This window comes from Flavobacterium maritimum, from assembly GCF_040049085.1.
GTDB lineage: Bacteria > Bacteroidota > Bacteroidia > Flavobacteriales > Flavobacteriaceae > Flavobacterium > Flavobacterium maritimum.
This window is the reverse complement of sequence record NZ_JBDLZY010000001.1, coordinates 45,836-69,805: the sequence shown is the minus strand read 5'-3', so window position 1 is coordinate 69,805 and position 23,970 is coordinate 45,836. Positions and strand designations below refer to the sequence as shown.

General features: G+C 36.3%; 12 protein-coding genes. 1 reads left to right on the top strand and 11 read right to left on the bottom strand.

All coding sequences use genetic code 11. From position 1 onward, the window contains the following. Position 1: 1 nt before the first annotated feature. The 8 genes from ABEB23_RS00180 to ABEB23_RS00145 form a co-directional block, all read right to left on the bottom strand. Entirely contained in the window at positions 2–1,921 is a 1,920-nt protein-coding gene (locus ABEB23_RS00180; RefSeq protein WP_348810370.1) for an amylosucrase, read from the bottom strand. 224 nt (positions 1,922–2,145) lie between these two features. Then, a complete protein-coding gene (locus ABEB23_RS00175) occupies positions 2,146–4,809 on the bottom strand; it encodes an alpha-L-rhamnosidase-related protein (RefSeq protein ID WP_348810369.1) in 2,664 nt (887 codons plus the stop codon). Positions 4,810–5,161: 352 nt separating this feature from the next. Continuing rightward, positions 5,162–6,922 (bottom strand): endo-dextranase, encoded by a 1,761-nt coding sequence (locus tag ABEB23_RS00170; RefSeq protein WP_348810368.1) that lies wholly within the window; start codon positions 6,920–6,922, stop codon positions 5,162–5,164. A 60-nt stretch (positions 6,923–6,982) separates the two neighbouring features. Continuing rightward, on the bottom strand, positions 6,983–8,458 hold the full coding sequence (locus tag ABEB23_RS00165; RefSeq protein WP_348810367.1) for a SusE domain-containing protein: 1,476 nt from the start codon (positions 8,456–8,458) through the stop codon (positions 6,983–6,985). Positions 8,459–8,469: 11 nt separating this feature from the next. After that, positions 8,470–9,948 carry a RagB/SusD family nutrient uptake outer membrane protein gene (locus ABEB23_RS00160; RefSeq protein ID WP_348810366.1) on the bottom strand — a complete coding sequence of 493 codons (1,479 nt, stop codon included), beginning with the start codon at positions 9,946–9,948 and terminating at the stop codon, positions 8,470–8,472. Between the two features lie 12 nt (positions 9,949–9,960). Continuing rightward, complete coding sequence (locus ABEB23_RS00155; RefSeq protein ID WP_348810365.1) at positions 9,961–12,984, bottom strand: SusC/RagA family TonB-linked outer membrane protein; 3,024 nt, start codon at positions 12,982–12,984, stop codon at positions 9,961–9,963. Between the two features lie 219 nt (positions 12,985–13,203). Beyond that, the gene (gene susR, locus ABEB23_RS00150; protein ID WP_348810364.1) at positions 13,204–14,889 is read right to left on the bottom strand and encodes a SusR family glycan utilization regulator; all 1,686 of its coding nucleotides are present in this window, start codon (positions 14,887–14,889) and stop codon (positions 13,204–13,206) included. Positions 14,890–15,021: 132 nt separating this feature from the next. Next, a complete protein-coding gene (locus ABEB23_RS00145) occupies positions 15,022–15,777 on the bottom strand; it encodes an NUDIX hydrolase (protein WP_348810363.1) in 756 nt (251 codons plus the stop codon). 329 nt (positions 15,778–16,106) lie between these two features. Here ABEB23_RS00145 and ABEB23_RS00140 point away from each other — a divergent pair, with 329 nt between their 5' ends. Beyond that, the gene (locus ABEB23_RS00140) at positions 16,107–18,437 is read left to right on the top strand and encodes a glycoside hydrolase family 3 C-terminal domain-containing protein (RefSeq protein ID WP_348810362.1); all 2,331 of its coding nucleotides are present in this window, start codon (positions 16,107–16,109) and stop codon (positions 18,435–18,437) included. A 598-nt stretch (positions 18,438–19,035) separates the two neighbouring features. Here ABEB23_RS00140 and ABEB23_RS00135 read toward each other — a convergent pair. The 3 genes from ABEB23_RS00135 to ABEB23_RS00125 are packed head-to-tail and all read right to left on the bottom strand — an operon-like array spanning position 19,036 to position 23,934. Continuing rightward, positions 19,036–19,950: a sialate O-acetylesterase gene (locus ABEB23_RS00135; RefSeq protein ID WP_348810361.1), complete on the bottom strand. Its 915-nt coding sequence runs from the start codon at positions 19,948–19,950 to the stop codon at positions 19,036–19,038. 16 nt (positions 19,951–19,966) lie between these two features. Continuing rightward, positions 19,967–22,195, bottom strand: a complete 2,229-nt coding sequence (gene bglX / locus ABEB23_RS00130; RefSeq protein WP_348810360.1) for a beta-glucosidase BglX — start codon at positions 22,193–22,195, stop codon at positions 19,967–19,969. Positions 22,196–22,206: 11 nt separating this feature from the next. Next, on the bottom strand, positions 22,207–23,934 hold the full coding sequence (locus ABEB23_RS00125) for a cellulase family glycosylhydrolase (RefSeq protein WP_348810359.1): 1,728 nt from the start codon (positions 23,932–23,934) through the stop codon (positions 22,207–22,209). Positions 23,935–23,970 lie beyond the last annotated feature (36 nt).

Here is a 23,970-nt window from a genome sequence, read left to right as displayed (position 1 = left end):
ATTACTTTCTGAGCCACAATACATCGTAAGCACTGATGAAGTTTTTTTTATGAATTTCGATATCGCTTTCCGTTATCAGATTAAACAATTTATCATCGTATAAATCAACAAACAAACTTCTTTCAAAAATAGTATCAAACTCAGAGAAGTTCGCAATTACATAAATAGTCTCCCCATCATTAGCTGTTTTTGAATACACTAACAAATGGGTGTTTTCACAATCAATGAATTGTAAATCATTATTATCTGCGAAAGCCGGAGTATGTTTACGAATTTTTATTAAAGCCTTTAATTGCCTGTAGACCTGAGCCTGCGCCAATGAAGATGTATTAATTTTCTCGACCAGACTCCAGTCCATTTTGGAACGATGCAGCCAACGGTTATCATACTTTTTGCTTTCGTCATTTAAATACTCATAATTGTTTGGCAGTGCCACCTCATCACCACTATAAATCATCGGTAAACCACCCAAAGATAAAATAATGGCATGTTGTAAATTAATTCGTTTTATAGCCAGTTTAATTTCTCTTCCATTGTTCTCTTTCAATGCTCTTTCCATTCCGCATAATGCCCCCATCGATCCCGAAAGACGGGCATTCCCGGTTTCATGCTCAATCATAAACCGTTGTCCAAGGGCAAAACTACCGTTGAAACCATCACAATAATATTTTAAAACATACAAACGATGTTGCAAACTGTCCAGTCCGAGTTCCCCCACTAATCGGTCATCAAATCCCAATCCGATATCATCATGACAACGGGCATAATTTATCCAGGTAGTATTTCTTGGTTTCGTTGGTACCGCTTGCATTGATTTTTTTAGCAAACTGGTACTGCGTGTCGCCAACGCTTCCCAACTCAAAGCCATAAAATTAGCATTGTACGCAATGTCACATTCATCTCCTTGAGACAATCCTTCACCAAAATATCTTATGATTTCAGCAGGTGCAACGATCGCTTCTGCAATATATGCCACACCCGGCGCTACGATCTGTCCACACAATTTAAACAATTGCAATAAGGTATGTACTTCCGGCAGATTTTGATTAAACTTCCCAATTTCCTTCCACATAAAAGCCACAGCATCCAAACGGAAAATATCGATTCCTTTATTAGACCAAAACAACATCGCGTCTATCATTTCGACTAAAACCAATGGATTCTTATAATTCAGATCCCATTGATAACCATAAAACAAAGTCATTACCCATTGTGAACTTTCGGGCAAATAAGTAAAGTTTCCAGGAGAAGTATCCGGAAAAATTTCAACCATTGTTTTTTCGTATTCATTAGGCAAAGTCCTATCTGGAAAAAAGTAGAAAAAATCTTTGTATTTAGGATGTCCTTTGCTTCCCTCAACAGCCCATTCATGCTGATCTGCACAGTGATTGAGAACAAAATCCATAATTAGATTCATGTCGTTTTTTTGAAACTCTTTTACCAAAGCTTCAAAATCCTTCATCGTACCGAACTTAGCGTTCACCTCCCTGTAATTTCGAACCGCATACCCTCCATCATTTTCAAATTCAGGCACATCCAAAAAAGGCATCAAATGAACGGTATTAATCCCCAAATCTTTGAAGTATGGAATCTTTTCTTTCAATCCCTTAAAATCCAGATTAAACAAATCCACATACAACATCATCCCAACGATTTTCTCGCTGGAATACCAATTGGGACTAGACACTCGTGACAGATCCCGCTTTTTTTGCAAAGCAGAACGTTCTTCAAAATTCTTGACCAGCGATTGCATCAATGCCTCAAAAGCCTCTGTTTTATAGGGACTGTCAGCATATAATTGATGAAACAAATCAGTTACAATAGAATAATTTGCTCCCAATCGTAAATGGAAATCCTTGTCATTGACTTTTACATCTTCCAAGAAATTTTTCAGTTTTGATAACTTTTCGGCTTGTTGCATATTTTTACAAATATTTACTTATTTATCACTAATTATCTTAAAATCCTACAGACACATCTTTCAAAGATAAAAGATATTGAAATATAATAAAAAAATGAATGCCTGAAAATTCGATTCAAAACATAATCTTCAAAAAAGCACAAAAAAATATTTTAGCACCATAAACAACAAAGGCTGCCCTTACGTACAGCCTACTGCTTTAATTCATTTAAAATTCTCAATTTTTACTGTACTTTATACAACCGAATAAAATCAATCATGGCACGATTGACATCCACATTCATGTTATTGTTCCAATCTTCGAAAACCAACTCTAATTCGTTTTTACCTTTTATCAATTTGATTTTATGAGAATTAGACAATCCCCAATCAGACCATTCGTTGGTACCTCTCTGTGGCAACACCATCACACCAGCATAATCTTTATTGACATACAACGAACGAATCGCACACTTGTTATCGGTATTCCAAGGACCGCTTCCGTTTGAATATTTAATGTCTATAAAGTATTCTCCGCTTTCCTCAACTACAATTGGAAGGTTTATTTTTGTGTTCTTGTCTGCCGCAACCTCAACAAAACCTTTACCTGAATAATTGACAAAATTCAAATCAGATTGGGTTACAAAATCTTCCGCTTCAATAACCAATGGCTGCGATTTGCTGTACACTAATGGCTCGCTCAGAAAAGACTCCTGCCCTGCCCCATCAACAGCAGTTATAGCATATTCGGCATAATTATTATCTGAAATTTGATAGGTTGCAACAGTAGTATTTTCTATTAGTTTTCCATTTTTATAGACATTATACTCTCTTGCATTAGCATCTGTATTCCAACTGATTTTATCCCCGTTAAGAGAGGCAATAGGATTCGCCAAAGTGAATTTGTTTTTAACCAAATTAATCGCATCCCCAGAAAAATCATTGTTTTTCATTTTAATATTTACGGTATGTTTTCCTGTAAATGATGCCGGAATAATTGCTTTATCTGCACTTTTTCCATCAATGACCACGGACGCAATCTGATTACCAAATCCTTCTACCGTGATATCCAAATTTGCATTTCGGTACTTAAAGTTATTCAGACTTCTGGTTCCTCCATAATTTTTTGGAATTACAGGTGCAAAAACCAATTGATCTTCTTCAAAATGCATTCCCATGAAAACGCGGTAGACCATCGACAAATTCCCAGCCATACTCCATAGCATGCGGTGCGAATTGATTTCGGTTCCTTGAAAATCACCGTTATCAGCCACCATATTTTCATAGTTTGTTAAAAACAAACCTGCAGCTCTGTATATCGCTGCCAAACCTTGATTCAACGCTTTTTCGTTTCCAACTTTGGCTGCAGCCAAATTCCAATAAGACTGAACAAAAGGCCAAATAGCATTGTTATGGTACGGAGGAATTCCGGGAATTTGTGGATAAATACATGTTGCTCCATACTCGGTTAACGGGCTTTGGGACACAATCATTTTGCTTTGTTTGGCATCTGCAACGTCAAATAAAACAGCCAAAGCTTCTCCCAAAGCTTCATATCGTTTGGATGGTACATAGAAATTTTTTCCGTACAAATATTGCGCATAATAACCTTTGTCTTCCATCCACAACTGTTCGTTTATCGCTTTCTTAATTTGCGAAGCGATCACATCATAGGTTTCATGAGGTTCTCCTAACAACCTTGCCATCTTGGATAAAATTTGATGTGTTTGGTAATGCACGACATTGGTTCCTAGATTTTGCGATACATAAATATCCATATTGGACATCCATTTTGGATAGGTTTGCTCTCTCCAATCTAAGAAAGAAGATTCTCCAGAATACAATTGGGTCTGTGCATTGCGAATGGTTTTATAATCATCGGCTGCCGAATTCTTGATAATCGTATAGGCTTTTTGCAACCATTCTTTGTCGCCGGTTGTTTTGTAAACTTCCCATGCGGCCAACGCCCAAGTGGTTCGGTCTGAAGAAACTGGCCAAGCTCCACCGGAACCCGTATCCTGAATAATACGGTCTCTTTTTACTTTTTTCAGCAAACTGATTTTGGCCACTTCCGGTTCTAAATAAGCAAATGACAACAGAATACTGTAACTGATATCTCTGGTCCAAACACCCGCCCATTTTGCCCCGGTTCTAAATGTACTGTCCGGTTCGATGGCTAATTTTGCTTCTTCCAACGAAAGATTATACAAGGCATCTACAATTGGCTGTTGCGAGGTATACGTCGCTTTACCGGAAATATCCTGAGTAAGATTCCATGTTTTATCCTCGGTTGGAATTAATGGATTGAGTCTTACCGTAATTTCAAAAATACCGTCATTATCAACATCAGTCATTTTCAGTCCCCGTTCTTCCAGATTGACGAAATCCCAGGTAAGCGGCAAGGCACCTCCGGCTATATAGACTCCTTTGAAATCGGATTGAGCGATTTTGGATCCATCCTGACATTGATAAAATCCTTTTTCTTTGAATTGTTGAAAAACGGCTCGCATATCCAATTTAAAAGTAAAATCGGTATCGGCCGGTAAAATCCCTTTAGGGGAATCTGTTTGATCCGATTGAGGTTGTCCAAAAACATACACCTCGGACTCTTTTTGATTGGTAACCAGAACATGACGGTTTACTCCTTGTCCTAAATCATTATCTTTTTCGTTGATACTAAATTTGAATGTGATTACATTCGAATAAGTCTCATTTTCGGTACTCTTATAATTTGATTTAATCGATGTGGGCGAAAGTACTTCGGCGACATTTTTACCTTGAATCACTTTATCAGTATGTACACTAAAGTTTTTGGAGTCATATAAAACTGATAATTCATTTTTACATGAAGTAGCAATTGCGGCAGCAGCTATTACAGATATTACTAGAAAATTAATCTTTATTTTCATGATGAGTTATTGAGAATATTAATTTTAATCGTTTATGAAAGAGGCAACTATTTTGTATTAAAACATGTGTTAACAAAGATAAATCTAAAAACAAATCATCCGCCAATTTATAACCCAGATTCAGCAATAAAAATCTATTACTGATCTGGGTTTGATAAAAATAACTGCCAATCTCCTTTTTTCCGGGTATCGAAAAAGATGATTTCCAGAAAGCACATACTAATTCATACTTACAAATTTGTTCAAACAAATTACTAACCAATTAAACTTTTAATATGGGGAAGTTTATGCTAAAAAGAATTCTATTCCTCTAACCGAAGAAGACAGGCAGTAAAAGAACAAAGAATTACTATTATTGATACTCAACTACTATCATTCCCCAATATTGCAGCGATGGGACTTTGAATACCAGATAACTACCCACTTGACTAAAACTAAGTTCTTTTGAAGCGCCACCGTCTAAATCAGGAGAAGCATACCATACTTTAGAAACGGTTTGACTATTTTGCAGATTCATCGTCAGATTCTTTTTTATTGCCGGAACTGCTTGCTCACCATTCGTATCTCTCCAATTTAAACTGTTTGCATTAGAAAAGTTAATCAGGTGAACAATTTGTTTGTTACCCACTTTTTTCCCTACGACAGAAACACTTGAAGAAACGGGAGGCCAACTGTTCAGATTCACTTTTCCGTCTCCTGAGATTAAGACCGGATTGTTGAAAGTTCCGCCATCACGCAATAAATTCTGATATCCAACCAAGAAATCGTAATATTTAGGAAGAGTTTTTAGCAACTCCCCATCCATTTGTAAATTGTTATTAGGAAAATATTCTTTAGCCAGCATGTGTTCTCCTAATTCCAAATGAGAACCTCCAAAAGCAAAGATTACCGCATCTGCCAATAATACACCCGGAGTATTAAAAAAACCTGTGCCATTTGCTTTGTCATAATCCATATAGGCAGCCAAAACCGTATTCAGTTTATTCTCTGAAAGAGTATTGTTTTCCTGAATGATTTCTGCCAAATCCTTGAAACCGTCTCTTGGTCCCCAAACTTCGGTGTACGCCACATCAACTGGTGCTTTTAAAATATTGGATTGGCCGTATTGCGCCACTGCATTGAGCATGTTTTTCTTGTTTGGAAATTTTGCTTTTAGGTTTTGCAAAAAAGGAGTAAACGTTTCATTTACTGATACTGAATTTCCGTTGTAATCATAAACACTTCCTCTGTCTCCGAGCTGATCCAAATGCCAACCGTCAAAATTCAGATGCTGGTATATTACATTTGTTTTTTCGAAAATATAATTTTGCCAATCCGTATTTTCAGGGTTAGTTACCAATATGTCACTTTGCCATGAATCCGGTAAATCATGTTTATTGATGTTAGCATGATTCTTATCATTAAACAAAAACCATTGGCTCGACACACCGTCAGCATTGTAATCGTCCCAGGCTCCATAAAGCAAATTATAACTCATGGATGCCATATTGATCGTGTGTGCTTTATCAATATAATTTTTAACCGTACTAAAAGTCATTTGTCTGCCTGCAATGTCAAGCCAGTTAGTCGCTGGACTGGTTCCGTTCATTTTTAAAGGTGAATGATGTTTGTGTCCCCAATCGTAATATTGCAGTGCATTAATATGATAATTTTTAAGGTTATCAATTGTTGCTGCCATTTGGCTTTCGCTCATGGCTCCAAATTCAGATAAGAAACCATATCTGGGAAATTTGGTCCAATCAGAAGACACATCGACGGCAACTGTGCCCACAATAATCTCAACTCCATCAACGGTTTTATACAACTCTACCAAGTATCCTTTATAATCATCGGATGGTGGAGTCCAAGTCCAATTCTTACTTGTCAAAGGCTGCTCTGAAAGAACACTATTTAAGTACTTGTATCTGATTATACTGTTGTCAGACAGCTTGTCAATACTAAATGCGATTGCATCACCGGGCGCATATTTTGCCTTATCGGTTTTGATTACAACTTGTGTTGTGGTAGTAATTTCTTCGGGAGTATAATCAAAACTCTTATCATTATTATCGCAATTGATAAAGAGCAAAGCCAACAACAGTGACTTTAATATACTTGCATTTTTTTGTTTCATCTTTAGTTTTATTTTAAAATAGACCGGGTTATTCCTCCAATAACCCGGTCTGAAATTGTTTTATTGACGTGTAATAGTCATCGATTGCGTATCTAGATTGATAGACATCTGATACGAACCGGCATCACCTGTCTGTAATTTCCATTTATTATCAGGGCCATTGCAACCATGAGTAACAATATAATTCCCATTCGATAAAGATTGATTTGCTGTAGCTGCATTGATCCAATCTCCATCACACCAATCACCATAGAATTTTGAAATTTTAAACTCCCCTGTAGCGTTACTGTCTCCTAAAGGTCCGTTATATACAAAATTACCGTTACTATACCCCATCGCTGCGGGGCTACCGATATTCCATCCGTTTGGACCACCATCTCCTACGATGTATAAATTTACTTTTTGAATACTGATCGTGTTCGCTTGTGTATCTAAGGTTATTTTATACCTGCCAACATCAGATGCTGAAATTTTCCATTTATTATCGGTATCACAACCTGAATTCTGGACCACACTAGTTGATGATAAAGCCTGCCCATTTGTCAACGGTCTGAACCATTCGCCACACCAATTCCCTAAAGGGCCTGCAAAAATTTTGAATTCTCCTTGCACGAAGTTCGTCTCATAGGTAAACACAAATGGGTTATCCTGGCTTTGTGTAAATGCCTGCGGAGAATCTACGGTCCATCCACTTGGAGAAGCATCTCCAACCATCCAGATTTGTGTAAATGAAGGGCCTGTTATTGCTTCAATAGTAATTGATAAACTCAGTAAATCAGCGGTTATTTTATACTGACCTCCTTGAGTAATTTGCCATTGCAAATCGTCGCCGCTTCCGCCAATATTATGAACCATCATATTGTCGGCTGATGCACTTTTGGTATAGAAATCCTGACACCAGCATGCGTCTCTGCTAACAGGTAATTTAAACGATCCCGGACTTAGGATTCCTTGAAAGATGAATTTTCCGGGCGATGAAGTTGAAGGAGTTAACGCTATCGCACTAGACACATCCCAACTCACTGAAGTTGCGCTACCCACGATATACAACTCTTTTGAAACAGGTAAATAAGGTCTAATTGAAAAAGCGGCTAGTGCTACTTGGGGCGCAGCAGTTGACTTTGCAACCGTGGCGATTACTCTTGCTTCAAAATTTTGAGTCTCGCCCGGCTGAACGCCAAATGTATTCAACATGATAAAGTTTAGAGTCGCCGAATTGATGGAAAATGAAAAATTATTAGTTCCCATCTCGTATTCTAAAGGGCTTGCGAAATTGTTCCCTTCTTTATCAATTTGCAATATATAACTGATGGAAGCGCTGGTTCCGTAATTGGTTCCTGTTGTCCAATTAAAAGTCAGGTTGTCATTTGGGCTGCGCTCATCTAAAACCAGTTCTGAACTGGAAACAGTCAATGCCAATTCATCATTGTTATTCAGAACTGGGTCACTCATTAAATCTTCACAGGATGTGTTCATCAATGCTAAAAACAAAGCACCGAGAATCGACAGTGTTCTTATTAAATTATTTCTGTTCATAATACTATTTTTTAGTACCCAGGATTTTGGGTTAATTTTGGATTTCTATCAATTTCTATTTGGGGAATTGGAAACAATAAATGTTTTTGAGTGGCATTTGTTTTTCCAATGGAATGAAGAAAATCAAGTCCGTATTGGCCTTTATTCACACGTATAAGATCAAACCATCTTTGTCCTTCAAAGGCAAATTCCATTCTTCGTTCACGCAAAACAGCTTCTCTAAAATCAGCTTGACTTAAACCCTTTGCCACATCCGCTAAACCAGCTCTTTTTCGTACTCGGTTTAATGGAGCTTCAGCTTGCGCGGTCTGTCCCAGCTCATTCAATGCCTCAGCTTTCATTAACAGAATATCAGAAAATCGTATTACTGGAAAATTCAAAGGGCTGTTATCATAAGAAGGAGAAACACTTAATGGAATTAAAAATTTTCTAACATTATAGCCCGTTAATGAATAAGAAGCGCTGTATGTTTTTCCATCAAACAAAGGGGCACCTTCATACAATACTGTTACATTTTTTCTATTATCATTCACCTCATATGCATCAATAAACTCCTGAGTAGGTTGATTCCAGCCGTAAGCACCGCCTACGAAATTACTCCCTCTTGGCCCCATAAAAGTACTGGTCCAAGATGCTTGATTTTCATCACTCCAAAAACTATAACCCCCATCACTTTCATATTGGACTTCAAAAAGGGATTCACGGGAATTTTCAGTAACCGGATTAAAATTATCCGCATAATTAAGATTTAAATTAAAACCTAAACCTTCAACTTGCGTGGTTAAATCGACCACTTTTTGCCAGTTCCCTAAAGTTAAATGAACTTCTGCCAATTCGCCCAAAGCAGCTCCTTTATTGGCTCTTCCGATATCACTTCCTGTATACTCGCTTTTGTTTGGCAGTAAATCCGCAGCTTTTTCTAAATCGGAAATAATTTGTTGGTAGATTAAATCTTTGGAAACTCGCACCGGAAATAAATCATCATCCGAACTTTGAGGAGTTGTGATTAAAGGCAGGTCACCAAAATAACGCACCAATAAAAAATAGTAATGCGCTCTCAAAAAATGAGCCTCCCCTATGCTACGGTTTTTTATATTTTGATCTATCGCTAAATCTGGAGCTACTTTCAAAACGATATTAGACATCAATATTCCTGGCCACGGCCCTCTCCAAATATCCAGTACTCCCGCATTATCAGTAGTGGTCACAAAGTTAGACATGTCCTGGGTTTCAATTCCGTCTGATCCTCCTCCGGCACCAACGATACTGTTTCCCGCCATTATATCTGAGGTCCACATTCTCATATTGTATAATTTCGGCCTTTGCATCGGCTGATACGCTCCGTTCATCAATGTGACTAATTCTTCGGCATTGGTTGGATAATTTGAAGTGTTTATGGTATCCAAAGGTGCTTTATCCAAAAAATCATTGGAACACTGTGTACAAGTAAAAACTACTAATACAAAAACTATTTTATTTATAAATTTCATGTTTTCTATTTATTAAAATCCAACATTTAAACCAAGAGAAATTGTTCTTGTCAATGGATATACATTGTTATCGATTCCGTTGGTGGAAATCTCTGGATCAAAACCGGTATAATCAGTGAATGTGAACAAATTCTGTCCCGATAGATATACTTTTATATAATCAAAAACTTTCTTCCCTTGCAAATCAATTGGTATATTATAAGAAAGCGTCACATTTTTAATTCTCAAATAAGAACCGTCTTCGATGTATCTTGATGAAGCCCTATTGTTATTATTTGGATCTCCATATACGGCTCTTGGCATACTGTTGCTGGTTCCAGCTGCCGTCCATCGGTCTAAAACTGCAGTAGATTGGTTGGTTGTAATGGACATTGCCTCAGTATACAATCTATTGGCATTGAATATTTCGTTTCCATACACCCCTTGCAAATAAATACCTAAACTAAGATCACCATAGGTAAAAGTATTATTCAATGAACCAGAAAAATCGGGATTAGGATCCCCTATAAAAGTCCTGTCAACATCCGTTATTAGACCGTCGTTATTTAAATCTTTGAATCGAACATCTCCCGGAGAAGTACTGTTACTGGATGAAGTTCCTTGTACCTGAACCGCGTGATTATCAATTTCGGTTTGTGTTTGAAAAATCCCATCCTGAACAAAACCATAAAATACATTAACGGGATATCCTTCCTGAATTCTGGATACATTATAATTTAATCCAAGGCCTCCGGTAATCAAAGGAACATCACCGTTCAAATCAATTACTTCATTCTTATTCGCTGAAAACACAAAATCGGTAGTCCATGAAAACTTTTCTTTCTGTATGTTTTTGGTATTAATAACCACCTCAACCCCCTTATTTTGGATTTTCCCCGCATTGATGTAAGGAACATAAATATCAGAATAACCAGAAGTAACCGGAACGGATTGAGGTACTAACATGTCGTTGGTGTTTTTTATATAGGCGTCTAAAATCAGGTTGACTCTATTGTCAAAAAGACTGGCATCAATACCCAAATTAAATTGTTCCTGAGCTTCCCACTTCACATTCGAATTCGGCAAAACGGTTGGAATAGCTGCACTGACATAAGATCCGTTAAAATTATACAGATAGGTATTGTAGTTGGAAGAAAAAGAATAATTCCCGATCTCTTGGTTTCCTGTCACTCCATATCCCAATCTTAATTTTAAATCATTAACAGCTTTCGATTTAAAAAACCCTTCGTTAGAAATTCTCCAGGCTAATGATCCTGACGGAAATGTTCCATATTTATTTCCTTCACCAAATCTCGAAGAACCATCTCTTCTTACTGTTGCTGTTACATAATACTTGCTTTTATAATCAAAATTGCCTCTGGCGAAATAAGAGAATATCGCCCATTCTGAACCACTTCCGTGCAATGTTGTTTGGTCGATACCGTTATTTAAGGTCTGTGTGTTTTCGCTTGGGAAATTTTGAATGGAACCATTGATGTATTCAAATTTATTTTCTTGGGCACTTGTCCCAATTACTCCCGTTACATTAATTCCGCTATCAAATTTTTTATGATACGTCAAGGTATTATCCCATAGCAAAGTAATGGATTGATTCGATGATTCATACAAATAGGCATTTTCACTTCCTTTACTATCCCATTGATAAGATGGCGCCCAAGTTCTGTTTTTCCAAAAATTAGCTTCTGCTCCCAAAAGGGTTTTAAATTTCAAATCTTTTAAAAAGGTCAGTTCGCCAAATAAATTTCCTTGAACATTATATCCTTTGGTGTCGTTATCCACTATTGTGGCTTTCCCAATTGGATTTTCAATATCCCCAGAATAAATAGGTTGCCCTATCGGTCCTGAAAAATCTCCGTCTTCTCTATAGATTGGCTGTGTAGGAAGGGAAAGTAATGCATTTTGAATATTAAAATCCCCTTGATTTTTGACATCGTGATTTAATTTAATGCTGTTTCCAAATTTTAAATTATCCGAGATTTTTGTATCACTATTAAACTGTAAAATGTATCTTTTATAGCCTGTATTTAGAATCACCCCTTTCTGGTCGAAAACATTTAAAGAGGTATACACTTTGGATTGTTCATTTCCTGACATGTAGGATAATGTATAATTATTTTGAAATCCTGCATTAAAAAAGGCATCTACCCAATCCGTTCCCTCTCCTAAAGAAGCAGGGTTTTGAAAATCCGGATTAGGAGTCAAACCCGCATTGGATAGTATTTCATTATGAAGGCTCGCAAATTGTGAAGCATTTAATACTTGAAGCATTTCCGTAGTCTCAGACACCCCTGTAGACACGTCTAAAGTTAGAGATGACTTCCCCACAGTTCCTCTTTTGGTAGTAATAATAACAACACCATTTGCTCCTCTGGCACCATAAATCGCTGTTGAAGAAGCATCTTTTAACACTTGCAAGCTCTCCACATCGTTCATATTTACCTGATTCAAGCCTCCGGTCAATGGCATTCCGTCCACCACAATCAGTGGATCATTGTTCCCGATAGTTCCTGTTCCTCTGATTCGAAATGTTGGATTATTTCCAGGCTGTCCCGAAGAAATTACCTGAACACCCGCAGCTCGTCCCTGAATCGCTTCACCAATATTGGCTACGGGTTGCTTCATCAAATCGGCTACTTTTACGGTGGCGATGGATCCAGTAATGTCTTTGGACTTCAATTGCCCGTATCCAATGACCACTACATTATTCAGAGTTGTTGATTCCGGCAATAATTTAATCTCTGATAAATTTGTTCCTTGTGCTTTTACTTCTAAGGATTTATATCCCATGTAAGAAACAATAAAAACAGGATTTTCGTCTGATACTAAAAGGCTGAAACCTCCATCGAAATCAGTAATAGTACTAACATTGGTATTTTTGAGCAAAACAGTTGCTCCGGGAAGTGGCTTATTGGTTTCGTCCACCACTTTACCGGATAGTTTAATTTTTCCATTTTGAGCCGTCATAAGGAATGGGGTGGCAAGAAAAATTAAGAGTAATAGGGCAAATTTTGTCCTATCAAATGAAGTAATTTTCATAATACGTTAATTTTGGGTTAGGTTAAAATAGCATTTGATTGTGTTAATATGGAACACAACCAGTACAAAAATGCATAAATAACCTAGCGAGAAAACCCCCCCAAAATAGCATATAGAAAAACATGGCCTATTTCAAATAAAAATAAACCATAATGTATTGATTATTATTGTTTTATTGTTTTTTTAAACAAAAACAGCATATAGAAAAAAGGGTGTTTTTTATAGCTTCAAAGTGGTGTTTTTGAGTAATTTTTGGTCAAAATCATCCTTATTTATAATCGAATTATTGCGGATTTTTGTTTTGTACGCATAAATTGAATTAATAGAATACCCTAAAATTTGCGCTATAATTTCATTATGTGTAATTCCCAATCTGATTAATGCGTAAATTCTTAATTCCTTAGTTAAAAATTGATCCTTGCTTAGCTTAATTTTGTACTCCTCTTTCATTAATGAATTAAATTCATAGATGAAATTGGGAAAAAGATTTATGAATGCGGTATCAAAATTCTCCAGAAGTTTCTCTTTTTCACGCTTTAAATTATAACTGGAAATAGTGCGCTTTACTTTTTCATAATTTTCTTCGTCAATACTCTTTTTCATTATCATCATGAAAGAATTAAACTTCTCAAAAATGCCATCATATTGAGTAAAAAACAATCCTAAGTATTCTTCCTTGATTTTATTAGCCTCCAAAAGCTGCTTATTCACTTGTTTTATTTCTATGTTTCGTGATTTAATTTTTTCATTCACGTTACGCAATTGCTTGTTGATGCTTTCCAGATTTTGATGTGCATCAGCAATAATCTTCTTCGCTTTATTTAATTTTCTGAATTGTATATAGATGATGATAACAAAACAAACTGCAAGGACTAAAAAAGCGCTTACAATGATGTACTGCCAATAAATTCGCTCCTTTTCCTTTTCAACAATCTGAAGAATCTCTTGCTCAATAAGCGGCAAAATTTCACCAACTTGTATCTTACGCTGTTGCGCTCCGTAAAAGAAAGCATCTTCATTTGCCTTTCGAATCAGAATTGAAGCATTTGTAAGATCTCCTTTTTTAAATAAAAGCTCGGAAAGTTTTATAATAGCCAGGGATTCTTTTGTGGAGGTTGTAATATCAAAAATCACGGCTTCTTTGAAGTGGATAATAGCCTCATCAATATTTCCCAATTGCTTGTTTAAATCCCCCAGCATATAATGAACTAAGGCTTGGTCATGAGGCATATTCTTTTTCTTTAAAAGAATATTAAACTCGTCAACCGCTTCTCTCAATTGGTTATTCTTAGATTTATTAAACGCTTTCAAAAAGTAGTGAAAAAAGTAACCATCCTCTGTTAAGGAGAGTGCTTTTTCTCTGTACTTACGCGCTAATTTCACATACTCTTTATTAAAATAGGGAGTATTGCTGTATTCTGCCATATCACCATAGCAACGCCCTAATACGCCATAATAAAGACTTCCATAAGTTTTGTCAGCTTCATTAATCTTCAATGGCTCTAAAAAGTCCAAGGCCTCTTTGTACATCCCCGAAGAAACACAAATGTCAGCCAAATTCATATTAGCATTGGCTATAAGCGACTTATCGTTTATTTGATGTGCCAGATTTTTAGCTTGAATACCATAGTAAAATGCAGAATCCCTTTTAAAGAATTTAAATTGGTAAAACATTTGTTCATTCAGATGATAACGAACTAATAAGTCACTTTTTTTAGTGTTTTTTAAAGCAGTTCTAAAACTATCAATCTCTGTTCTTTTTTTCTGATCGTATTTGGAGGAATTTTTAATGATTTGATTTAAATCCTTAAAACTATTTATTTCCTGACTCTTTCCAATGGCAGTTGTCAAGAAACAAAACACAATTAAAAATCGGAATGCTTTTAATGAATACGATTCTTTCATCACTAATATGTTTTGTATGTCGGGAACTGGATATTTTTAATCGTAGCTAAGATTATTGGGAATAAAAAAGAATCCAATTGTATCCATATCCTTTTCTAAAATAAGATATTGTTCAATAGTTGCACCTGAAAATTACCAGCCTTGATGCAATCCGCTTTTTAACACTTCCTCGTATCGGTCTTTGTCGAAACTATACAAGTTGGGTGCTTTATGTGCAACATTGCTTTTCTTTTCGTCCAGTTTTGTGAGTATTCCGATAGCCGTTATTTTGCGGAGAAAATTTCTGCGATCCAGTTTTCTTCCTAATATGGTTTCATAAAGTCTTTGTAATTCTGGAATTGTGAATTTTTCAGGAAGCAAATTATATCCTACCGGCATTAAATTTAATTCCATACGAAGGGTTTCCAGGGCTTTATCCAAGATTTCCCTATGATCTAAAATTAAATCTTGTACAGCATTATGGTCAATCCATTCTACAATTTCTTTCTCTTTTTTATGCTGAGGAACGGCTTTTAATAAATCCACCAAAGCATAATATCCTACAGTCACAAACCTCTGCATGTACCATTTCCTTTCCTGTACAGGGGTACCCAAAATATCAAAAACAGCATCATTAAAATGACCTTCATTTCTTTTAACGGCACCAAAAGTTGCAAACTGTCTAAGAAAAATGCCTTTTAAACCAGTTCTCTTGTACAAAACACTATTAGCCGCGAGATCTAAGTCTTCATCCATGGGAACAAATCCTCCCGGTAATCCCCATTTCTCGCCATAAGCTGTTTTAACCAATAAAACTTTTAGTTGGTTATCACCGAAACCAAAAATAACACAATCTATAGATAAACCAGGCTGATATTTTTCAGAGTCTTTCAAAACGGAGTTTAACATGTGATTAATTCTAGTGATTAATATACTCTTTAAAAGTCGCAATTTAGTTCATTTTTCTTAAGAAAATAAAGGAATATAAAAAATTCAAAATTCATCCTTATTTGCTATTTGGTTTAAAACAAAAAAATGATTGTAGTCGCAAACGCAAATCTAATTTATATGCAAGCATAATTCCCAAAAAAAGTCTGAAAAAAAAATCATTTCTAAAAAAAAATGTAAATTTTTATGTGAAATGCGTTGTGAATCAAAAAAATATGTACATTGCGTCAAAATAACACATACAAATATATTACAATATTAGTTATCAAAAAACAACCAAATTAAAGATTATGAAAAAAATTATTTTACTACTAATTGGACTGACAGCATCCGTTCAATCGTTTGCCCAAGAAGTAGACTATAGAGTAAAAGCCAAGAAATTGGTTTCACAAATGACCCTTGAAGAAAAAGCTTCTTTGTGCTCAGGAGAAACTGCCTGGTCAACAAAACCAATCGCAAGACTTGGTATCCCATCTATTTTTATGACTGATGGTCCGCATGGTTTACGTAAAGCAGAAGGTTTCGATTTTACCAATAGTGTTCCGTCTACTTGTTTCCCGACAGCATCTGCACTTGCCTCTTCTTGGAATCCTGCCTTAGCTCAAAAAATGGGTGAAGCTCTAGGAATCGAATCACAAGCCAATGATGTTCAAATCCTTTTGGGACCGGGAGTAAATATGAAACGTTCACCCCTTGGAGGAAGAAATTTTGAATATTTTTCTGAAGACCCTGTTTTGGCCGGAAAAATAGCAGTTGGTTTTATCAATGGTGTTCAAAGCCAAGGTGTGGGAACTTCAATGAAACACTTTGCTGCCAACAGTCAGGAAACAGAACGTATGTCTAATAGTTCTAATGTTGACGAACGTACTTTAAATGAGATCTATTTCCCTGCTTTTGAAATGGCTGTAAAAGAAGCGCAACCATGGACAGTAATGTGTTCTTATAATAGAGTAAACGGAGTGTATGCTTCTGAAAACCCATATTTATTGAATCAAATACTAAAAGAAAAATGGGGTTTGAAAGGCTTTGTTGTTTCTGACTGGGGCGCGGTTAACGAAAGACCTTTGGGAGTAGATGCAGGTTTGCATTTAGAAATGCCTGCCAGTGGTGGTTTTAATGACAAAAAAATTGTAGAAGCCGTGAAAAAAGGAACTTTATCTGAAGCAAGATTGGATGAAATCGTAACCGATTTACTGGCAATAACGCTAAAAGCAAAAGACAGTCATAAAAAAGGAATTGTTGTCAATAAAGAAAAACACAATGAACTTGCCAGACAAGTAAGTGGAGAGTGTATTGTTTTATTAAAAAATGACAATGCTATTTTACCTCTAAAATCTTCTTTGAAAAAAGTAGCCATCATAGGTAATTTTGCAAAAACCCCACGTTATCAAGGAGCAGGAAGTTCACAAGTACGCCCAACACAAATCTTGAATGCCTTTGACGAATTGAAAAAACTAGCCAAAGGAACTGAATTTAGCTTCGCTTCGGGTTACAATATAGAAGGAGAAACAGATGAGGCTAAAATTGCTGAGGCTGTACAAAATGCAAAAAATTCAGAAGTAGCAATTATTTTCGCAGGTCTACCGGACAGCTACGAATCGGAAGGCTATGACAGAAACAATATGGATTTACCTGCTGGCCACAACAAATTAATCGCTGCCGTATCTGAAGTAAACAAAAACATTGTAGTAGTATTATTGAATGGTGCAGCTGTAACCATGCCTTGGAAAAAAGGTGTTTCCGCCATTGCAGAAGCTTACCTTGGAGGTCAAGCCGGTGGTGGTGCGATTGCCGATGTATTAACTGGAAAAGTGAATCCTTCCGGAAAATTGTCTGAGACTTTCCCAATGCGTTTAGAAGATACTCCTACTGCCATGGACTTTCCTTCAAAAGACGGAAATGCCAACTATGGTGAAGGAATCTATATTGGATACCGTTATTTTGACAAAAAGAAAATTGAGCCAAATTTCCCTTTCGGATACGGTTTGAGTTACACTACATTCGCTTATTCAGATATTAAATCCAATACTGCGTCTGCCAAAGATTCTGATGATATTACCATCTCTGTAAAAGTAAAAAATACCGGTAAAGTAGCCGGTAAAGAAGTGATACAATTATATGTACACGAGCAAGAAACCGAAATAGCAAGACCTGAAAACGAGTTGAAACACTTTGAAAAAATAGCATTACTGCCAGGCGAAGAAAAAACAGTTAGTTTTAAATTGACCTCACGTGATTTTGCTTATTTCAACCCAAAAGTTCATGACTGGGCTATAAAATCAGGGAAATTTGATATTCTTGTTGGAAGTTCATCCCGTGATTTACCTCTAAAACAAACCATCGATATTCAATCTACAAAAACTGCAAAAGTGGCTCTTACCCGTGAATCTTTATTCAAAGAATTCAAAAAAGCACCAAACAGTCAAGAGATATACGGACAATTGGTCCAAAGTTTTACAGGTGAAAATAAAAAACCTGAAACAGAAGATGAGAAAAAAGCCGCTCTGTTTTTAGAAGCCATGTTGGCAGATATGCCAATAAATAAATTCCTTTTATTATCAGGAGGAAAATTTACAGAAGAAAATCTGCAAGCGATATTGAAAGCTGCAAACCAGAATTAAAGAATTGTTAGTTAAAAATTGTTAATTGTTAATTGTTAATTGTTAATTGTTAATTAAAAAAAGTATTGAAACAGAATTAAAAAAGAGGCTGCCTAAAAAAGGCAACCTCTCTTTTAAATTCTCTCTTTAATCAAATCTGTATTCCTAATTTAATATCATAACTACAAGTTCCTTAGGGAATTTGATTTAGAGTCAATACTTTTTTATTTACACTTACATCATTCTTACCATCATTGTCAGCATAATTAAAAAACTGCTTCAAATATATTAATTTTGAATTATAAAGCACTCACTTTATTTTAAATTAGAATCATTCTTTTAAGAGAATCTTTCACAAAAAGCATTTTTATTCATCCAAAAAGTGCAACCTCAACAAACTGATTTAAAAACCATTGCATACATCTCTATTGAGTTTTCCGTTTTAAATCTAAGAATCTACAACTTTAGCTGTTGATCTGTTTTTCACGAAAAAACTAATAGTAGTTACGATTATCATTAGAGGAAATATTTGCCGCTTTTATAATTAACTAGCTTTTCCCTGTTAAATAATTTAGACAAAAGCTAGTTCACAAAAAAAACACAAAACTCAAAATTTAATTTACTTTTTAATCTCATTATTATTCAGAAGTAAAATAGCGTTTGCAAATTGTTTACCTAAATCAATATATCCTTCGTTATCATAATGGTATTTATCCGAATATTTATAATTACTTGTTGTTCTTATAATAGCCACATTGGATTGTGTTGCAGCAAATTTTTCTTGACCATATTGCACCAGTTCACCAAAACCCCAAACTTTTCCATCGGTATCATTCCCTGAATCGGATATTTTTCCGATTACAATAGGTAAATCATTATTCCTGAAAGCAGCTCGCATCAGTTCCATCAATCTTTTCAGATTCGCACCATACTGATTGGCGATTTGTTCCGTTTTATCCGCATCGCTTTCGCCTTGCATCCAGATGATACCACTTGGAATCAAAACATCTTCTACTCCATCTCCGTTTATGTCTTTTACAGCCATCGCATTATTGACAGTCTTCAGAAAATAATCGTATTGATTTTTCCCTTTTCCGCCATTAAAATCAGGCTCCCAAGCACCAAAACTGGATGTTCCGATACTATCAATCGATGATCCATTTCTGGCATATTTTATAAAAGCAAGTTTTTGGTTTGGATACAATTCTTGCAACTTTTTAGCTAACGATAGTTCCACACCAAATCGATCAGAAAGTATATTTCTTTTTCCATCAGATACAAAGCCAGTTCCGCTACCCGGTTGCAGTACATCCCATTTTCCTAATCCTCCGCTTGCATCATTATCGCCAACTGGGTTTCCTTGGTAAATGAAAACATTTTTAAATTTTCTATTTAAAGAATCCGGTAGTCCTTTTACATAGCCAAAACCTTCCATATTGGATTGTCCTCCTAAATAAAACACTTTTATGCTATCTTTTTTTGGCTGTGCCAAAAGCAAAATGGGCGTTACAAAAAATATTAAAATAGATCTCATAGTATAGTTTCTAAAATCAATTCTCTAATTCGAAAGCCGTTTTCAAACGAATATCTGACGAAGATGAACCAATCATTAGATCAAAATCACCTGGCTCTGCAACCCATTCTAATGCAGCATTATAAAACGAAAGCTTCTCTTTATTAATACTAAATTTGATTGTTTTTGCTTCTCCTGCATTTAATTTTATTTTTTGAAAATCTTTCAACTCAATAATTGGTCGCACTACAGAGCCAACTTTGTCTCTCAAATACAACTGAACTACTTCTTCTCCCGCCACTTTTCCGGAATTGGTAATTGTTACCGAAACCTCAATAGTCTCATTACTTTTGATTTTATTTTTAGATAATTTTAAATCTGAATAGGTAAAAGTTGTATAACTCAATCCATATCCGAAAGGAAATTTAGGGCTGTTTTTTAAATCTGTATAAGCTGAAACATAATTGGTCGCTGTTTCATTTGGAGCTGGTCTTCCGGTAATAAAATGATTGTAATAAACCGGAATTTGTCCTTCTTCTCTTGGAAACGACATTGGTAATTTTCCCGAAGGGTTGTAATCTCCAAACAATACATCAGCGATGGCATTTCCTGCCTCAGTACCCAACCACCAAGTATATACAATTGCAGGAACATTGTCTGCGGTCCAATTAAAAATAAGTGGTCTTCCGGCATTGATTAAAACGACAATCGGTTTTCCCGTAGCCTGAATAGCTTTGATTAAATCTTCCTGAACTCCCGGTAAACGGAGGCTGCTACGGCTTTTGGCTTCACCGCTCATGTCCCTTCTTTCACCAATACTTAAAATCACAACATCTGCCTGATTGGCAACAGCAATAGCTTCAGCAAAACCATCTTTATTATCGCCTTCAATTTCACACCCTTTGGCGTAAAGCAATTTAGTCGAATTCTCGACTTTATTTTGTAAACCTTCCCATTGGGAAACGATCTCTTTATCATAATTTACCTCTGGCAATTCTACAGACCAGAAGCCCATGTTCTGTTTGTGTTCTTTAACCAAAGGACCAATGAATGCAATGGTTTTTGTCTCTTTCGAAAGTGGCAAAACGCCTTTATCATTCTTCAGCAAAACAATACTTTTTGCAGCAATATCTCTGGCTGCTTTTCTGTGTTCCGGATTGTTTAATGCTGCCTGCTCTCTTTCCGGATTGCAGTATTTATAAGGATCATCAAACAGTCCTAATTCAAATTTCTTGCGTAAAATTCTTTTAACAGCATCATCAATCAGCGCCATTGAAACTTTTTTCTCTTTTACTAATTGTGCCAAATTATTTCTGTACGCATTACTTTCCATATCCATATCACTTCCTGCTGTTATAGCCGAAAGTGCCGCTTCTTTACCGTCTTTGGCATAACCGTGATTGATCATTTCTCCAATTGAACCCCAGTCAGAAACTACAAAACCCTGAAAATTCCATTTCCCTTTCAGAATGTCTCTTTGTAAATATTTATTTCCTGTAGCCGGAATTCCGTTAAGGTCATTAAAAGAATTCATGAAAGTGGCTGCTCCAGCATCTAAAGCCGATTTGAACGGGGGTAAATACGTTTCCCAAAGCATCCTGTCGCTCATGTCAACCGAATTGTAATCTCTCCCACCAACAGCAGCTCCATACGCAGCGAAATGTTTGACACAGGCCATTACAGAATTAATATCCCCTAAATGATTCCCCTGAAAACCTTTCACTCTGGCATAAGCGATTTTTGAACCCAAATAAGTATCTTCTCCTGCGCCCTCCATTACGCGACCCCAACGAGGATCACGAGAAATATCAACCATAGGCGCAAATGTCCAGTGAATTCCACTTGCAGATGCTTCTGTTGCAGCAATTCTTGCCGAAAGTTCCATAGCTTCTAAATCCCAACTTGCGGCTTCCGCCAAAGGAAGTGGAAAAGTGGTTTTGTACCCATGAATCACATCCTGACCAAATAACAAGGGTATTTTAAGGCGGGATTGCATCGCCAGTTCCTGATATTGGCGTGTGTATTTTGTACCCAAAACATTCAACATCGAACCAATTAAACCTGCTTTGATTTCAGCCTCTTTGTTTGGGTTTATGGTTATAGGTCCTGTTGCTTGATTGTCCCCGGTGTATTGGTTGAGTTGCCCGATTTTTTCTTCTAAAGTCATTTGCTTTAGTAAAGCATTCACTTTTTGATCAATGCTTTTTTGTTGGGAAAACCCAAGGAAACAGGTTAATAAAACCGCTGTGATTAGTATTTTTTTCATTTCTAAATGCTTTATTTTTTGAATTCCAAAAAGTTCAAATTAAAATTCCCTTTCTCAAAATGCACTTTAATTTTATTCGCGCCTTGTTTTAAAGTCACATTTTTTAAGGTAACCGTTTTCCAAGTATTGATTCCCCCAGAAGAAGGAATTGTTATTGTTTCAGAAATCTTTCCGTTTTCATCTTCCAAATAAAGTTTCCCTCCTGCTACCGTGCTGGAATAACGAATATCAACATCAAATGTTGTTGTAGCTTTCGTATCAACAGTGTATTGCAACCATTCACCATCCTCTATAAACGCAACATGAAACCCGTTTGTTTTTTTGTCATTACAAGACTCAATATCAACGCCATCATTTCTCATGGCTCCACCTTTATTCCATTTGGTAAATTTAGTTCCATCATAATTGGCTATATCTTTGTCGGAATAGGCAAAACCATTTTGGCCTAAATCATATTCGGTTGCATAGACTTTTCCTGGAAGTGTATGATTTTTATACTTTTTAGTATCGTTTGTCTGAACCTGTCTGAACATCGCATCAATCACATCATATCTGATGGTCAGGTGCTCCATTTTATAGTTCTCCGCAATTTGCATCAACGCTTTTTTAGCAAAATCAACATTCGGTTTTTCGCCTCCGTTTTCCCAATATTTCAATACCTTATCGTAGTCCGCTATTTTTGTAACCGAAGTAACGCCAGCTAAATTTTCAATTTTTTTCATCGGCCAAAAAGCCCAACCAATATTATTGGATTCCATTAAAGAGATTGCTTCCTCAAACCATACATTAGAGTTTTCACCACTTTCTCCCAACCAAATTGGCACATTGTATTGGGTTCTGTAATTCAACATATTCTGAATGGAAGCGGTGTCATTCGTGTTCCAATATTTATGAAAACTCAAGGCCATATTTTCATCCCAGAGCGGGAACATCCCATTGTAATTATTACCCCAGCAATTTCCTTCGATAAAAATCAAGTGATTGGTATCGATTGCCCTGATTGCCTTTGTAATTCTTACTTGCAGTGCTTTTAAAGGAGCATTTGAAGTTTCGTCACAACCATTTTGATTGGTTCCGGTAAAATTCCAATTAGGCTCATTGATGATATCGTAAGCGCCAATCCACGGACTGTCTTTATACCGTTCTGCTAACTTTTCCCAAAGCGCCACCATTTTATCCTGATTTGCAGCACTCTCCCAGAGCGATGGTTTAGAACCATCATAGTCGGATATTGCAGCATCTTTTCCTTGACCCCCGGGAGCCGCATGCAAGTCTAGAATTAAATATATTTTATTGGCAGCACACCAGCTTAATAAATCATCGGTCATTTTAAAACCTTCTTCCAACCAGGTAATCTGACCGTCTTTTTCTGACTCAATAGCCGGAGTGTATAAATTGTAATGCATAGGTAAACGGATGGAGTTAAATCCCCAAGCTGCCAAAGAGTCAATATCTCTCTTTGTTATTCCGTTTGCTTTGTATGCCTGATAGAATTCTTCTGTGTTTTTGGCACCAATAACATCCGTAATTTTTTCTTTAATTTTATGTTGCGGACCGGCAAATGCTCCTGTTTGAATCATGTAGCCTTCCTGCACCATCCAACCGCCTAATCCCAATCCTCTTAAAACGATGTTTTTTCCGTTTCCGTCAACAATATTCTGACCATCTCTGTGTAGATACCCTTGCCCAAACGAAGAAACTGATAGCGAAACAAAGAGTATTAAAATTATTTTTTTCATGCGGTGTCTTTTAAATTTTAAACAAAAAATGTTGTG

Coding starts and splice junctions, on each gene's coding strand:
- ABEB23_RS00180 (WP_348810370.1), bottom strand. CDS start 1,921: ATGCAACAAGCCGAAAAGTTATCAAAACTGAAAAATTTCTTGGAAGAT.
- ABEB23_RS00175 (WP_348810369.1), bottom strand. CDS start 4,809: ATGAAAATAAAGATTAATTTTCTAGTAATATCTGTAATAGCTGCTGCC.
- ABEB23_RS00170 (WP_348810368.1), bottom strand. CDS start 6,922: ATGAAACAAAAAAATGCAAGTATATTAAAGTCACTGTTGTTGGCTTTG.
- ABEB23_RS00165 (WP_348810367.1), bottom strand. CDS start 8,458: ATGAACAGAAATAATTTAATAAGAACACTGTCGATTCTCGGTGCTTTG.
- ABEB23_RS00160 (WP_348810366.1), bottom strand. CDS start 9,948: ATGAAATTTATAAATAAAATAGTTTTTGTATTAGTAGTTTTTACTTGT.
- ABEB23_RS00155 (WP_348810365.1), bottom strand. CDS start 12,984: ATGAAAATTACTTCATTTGATAGGACAAAATTTGCCCTATTACTCTTA.
- susR (WP_348810364.1), bottom strand. CDS start 14,889: ATGAAAGAATCGTATTCATTAAAAGCATTCCGATTTTTAATTGTGTTT.
- ABEB23_RS00145 (WP_348810363.1), bottom strand. CDS start 15,777: ATGTTAAACTCCGTTTTGAAAGACTCTGAAAAATATCAGCCTGGTTTA.
- ABEB23_RS00140 (WP_348810362.1), top strand. CDS start 16,107: ATGAAAAAAATTATTTTACTACTAATTGGACTGACAGCATCCGTTCAA.
- ABEB23_RS00135 (WP_348810361.1), bottom strand. CDS start 19,950: ATGAGATCTATTTTAATATTTTTTGTAACGCCCATTTTGCTTTTGGCA.
- bglX (WP_348810360.1), bottom strand. CDS start 22,195: ATGAAAAAAATACTAATCACAGCGGTTTTATTAACCTGTTTCCTTGGG.
- ABEB23_RS00125 (WP_348810359.1), bottom strand. CDS start 23,934: ATGAAAAAAATAATTTTAATACTCTTTGTTTCGCTATCAGTTTCTTCG.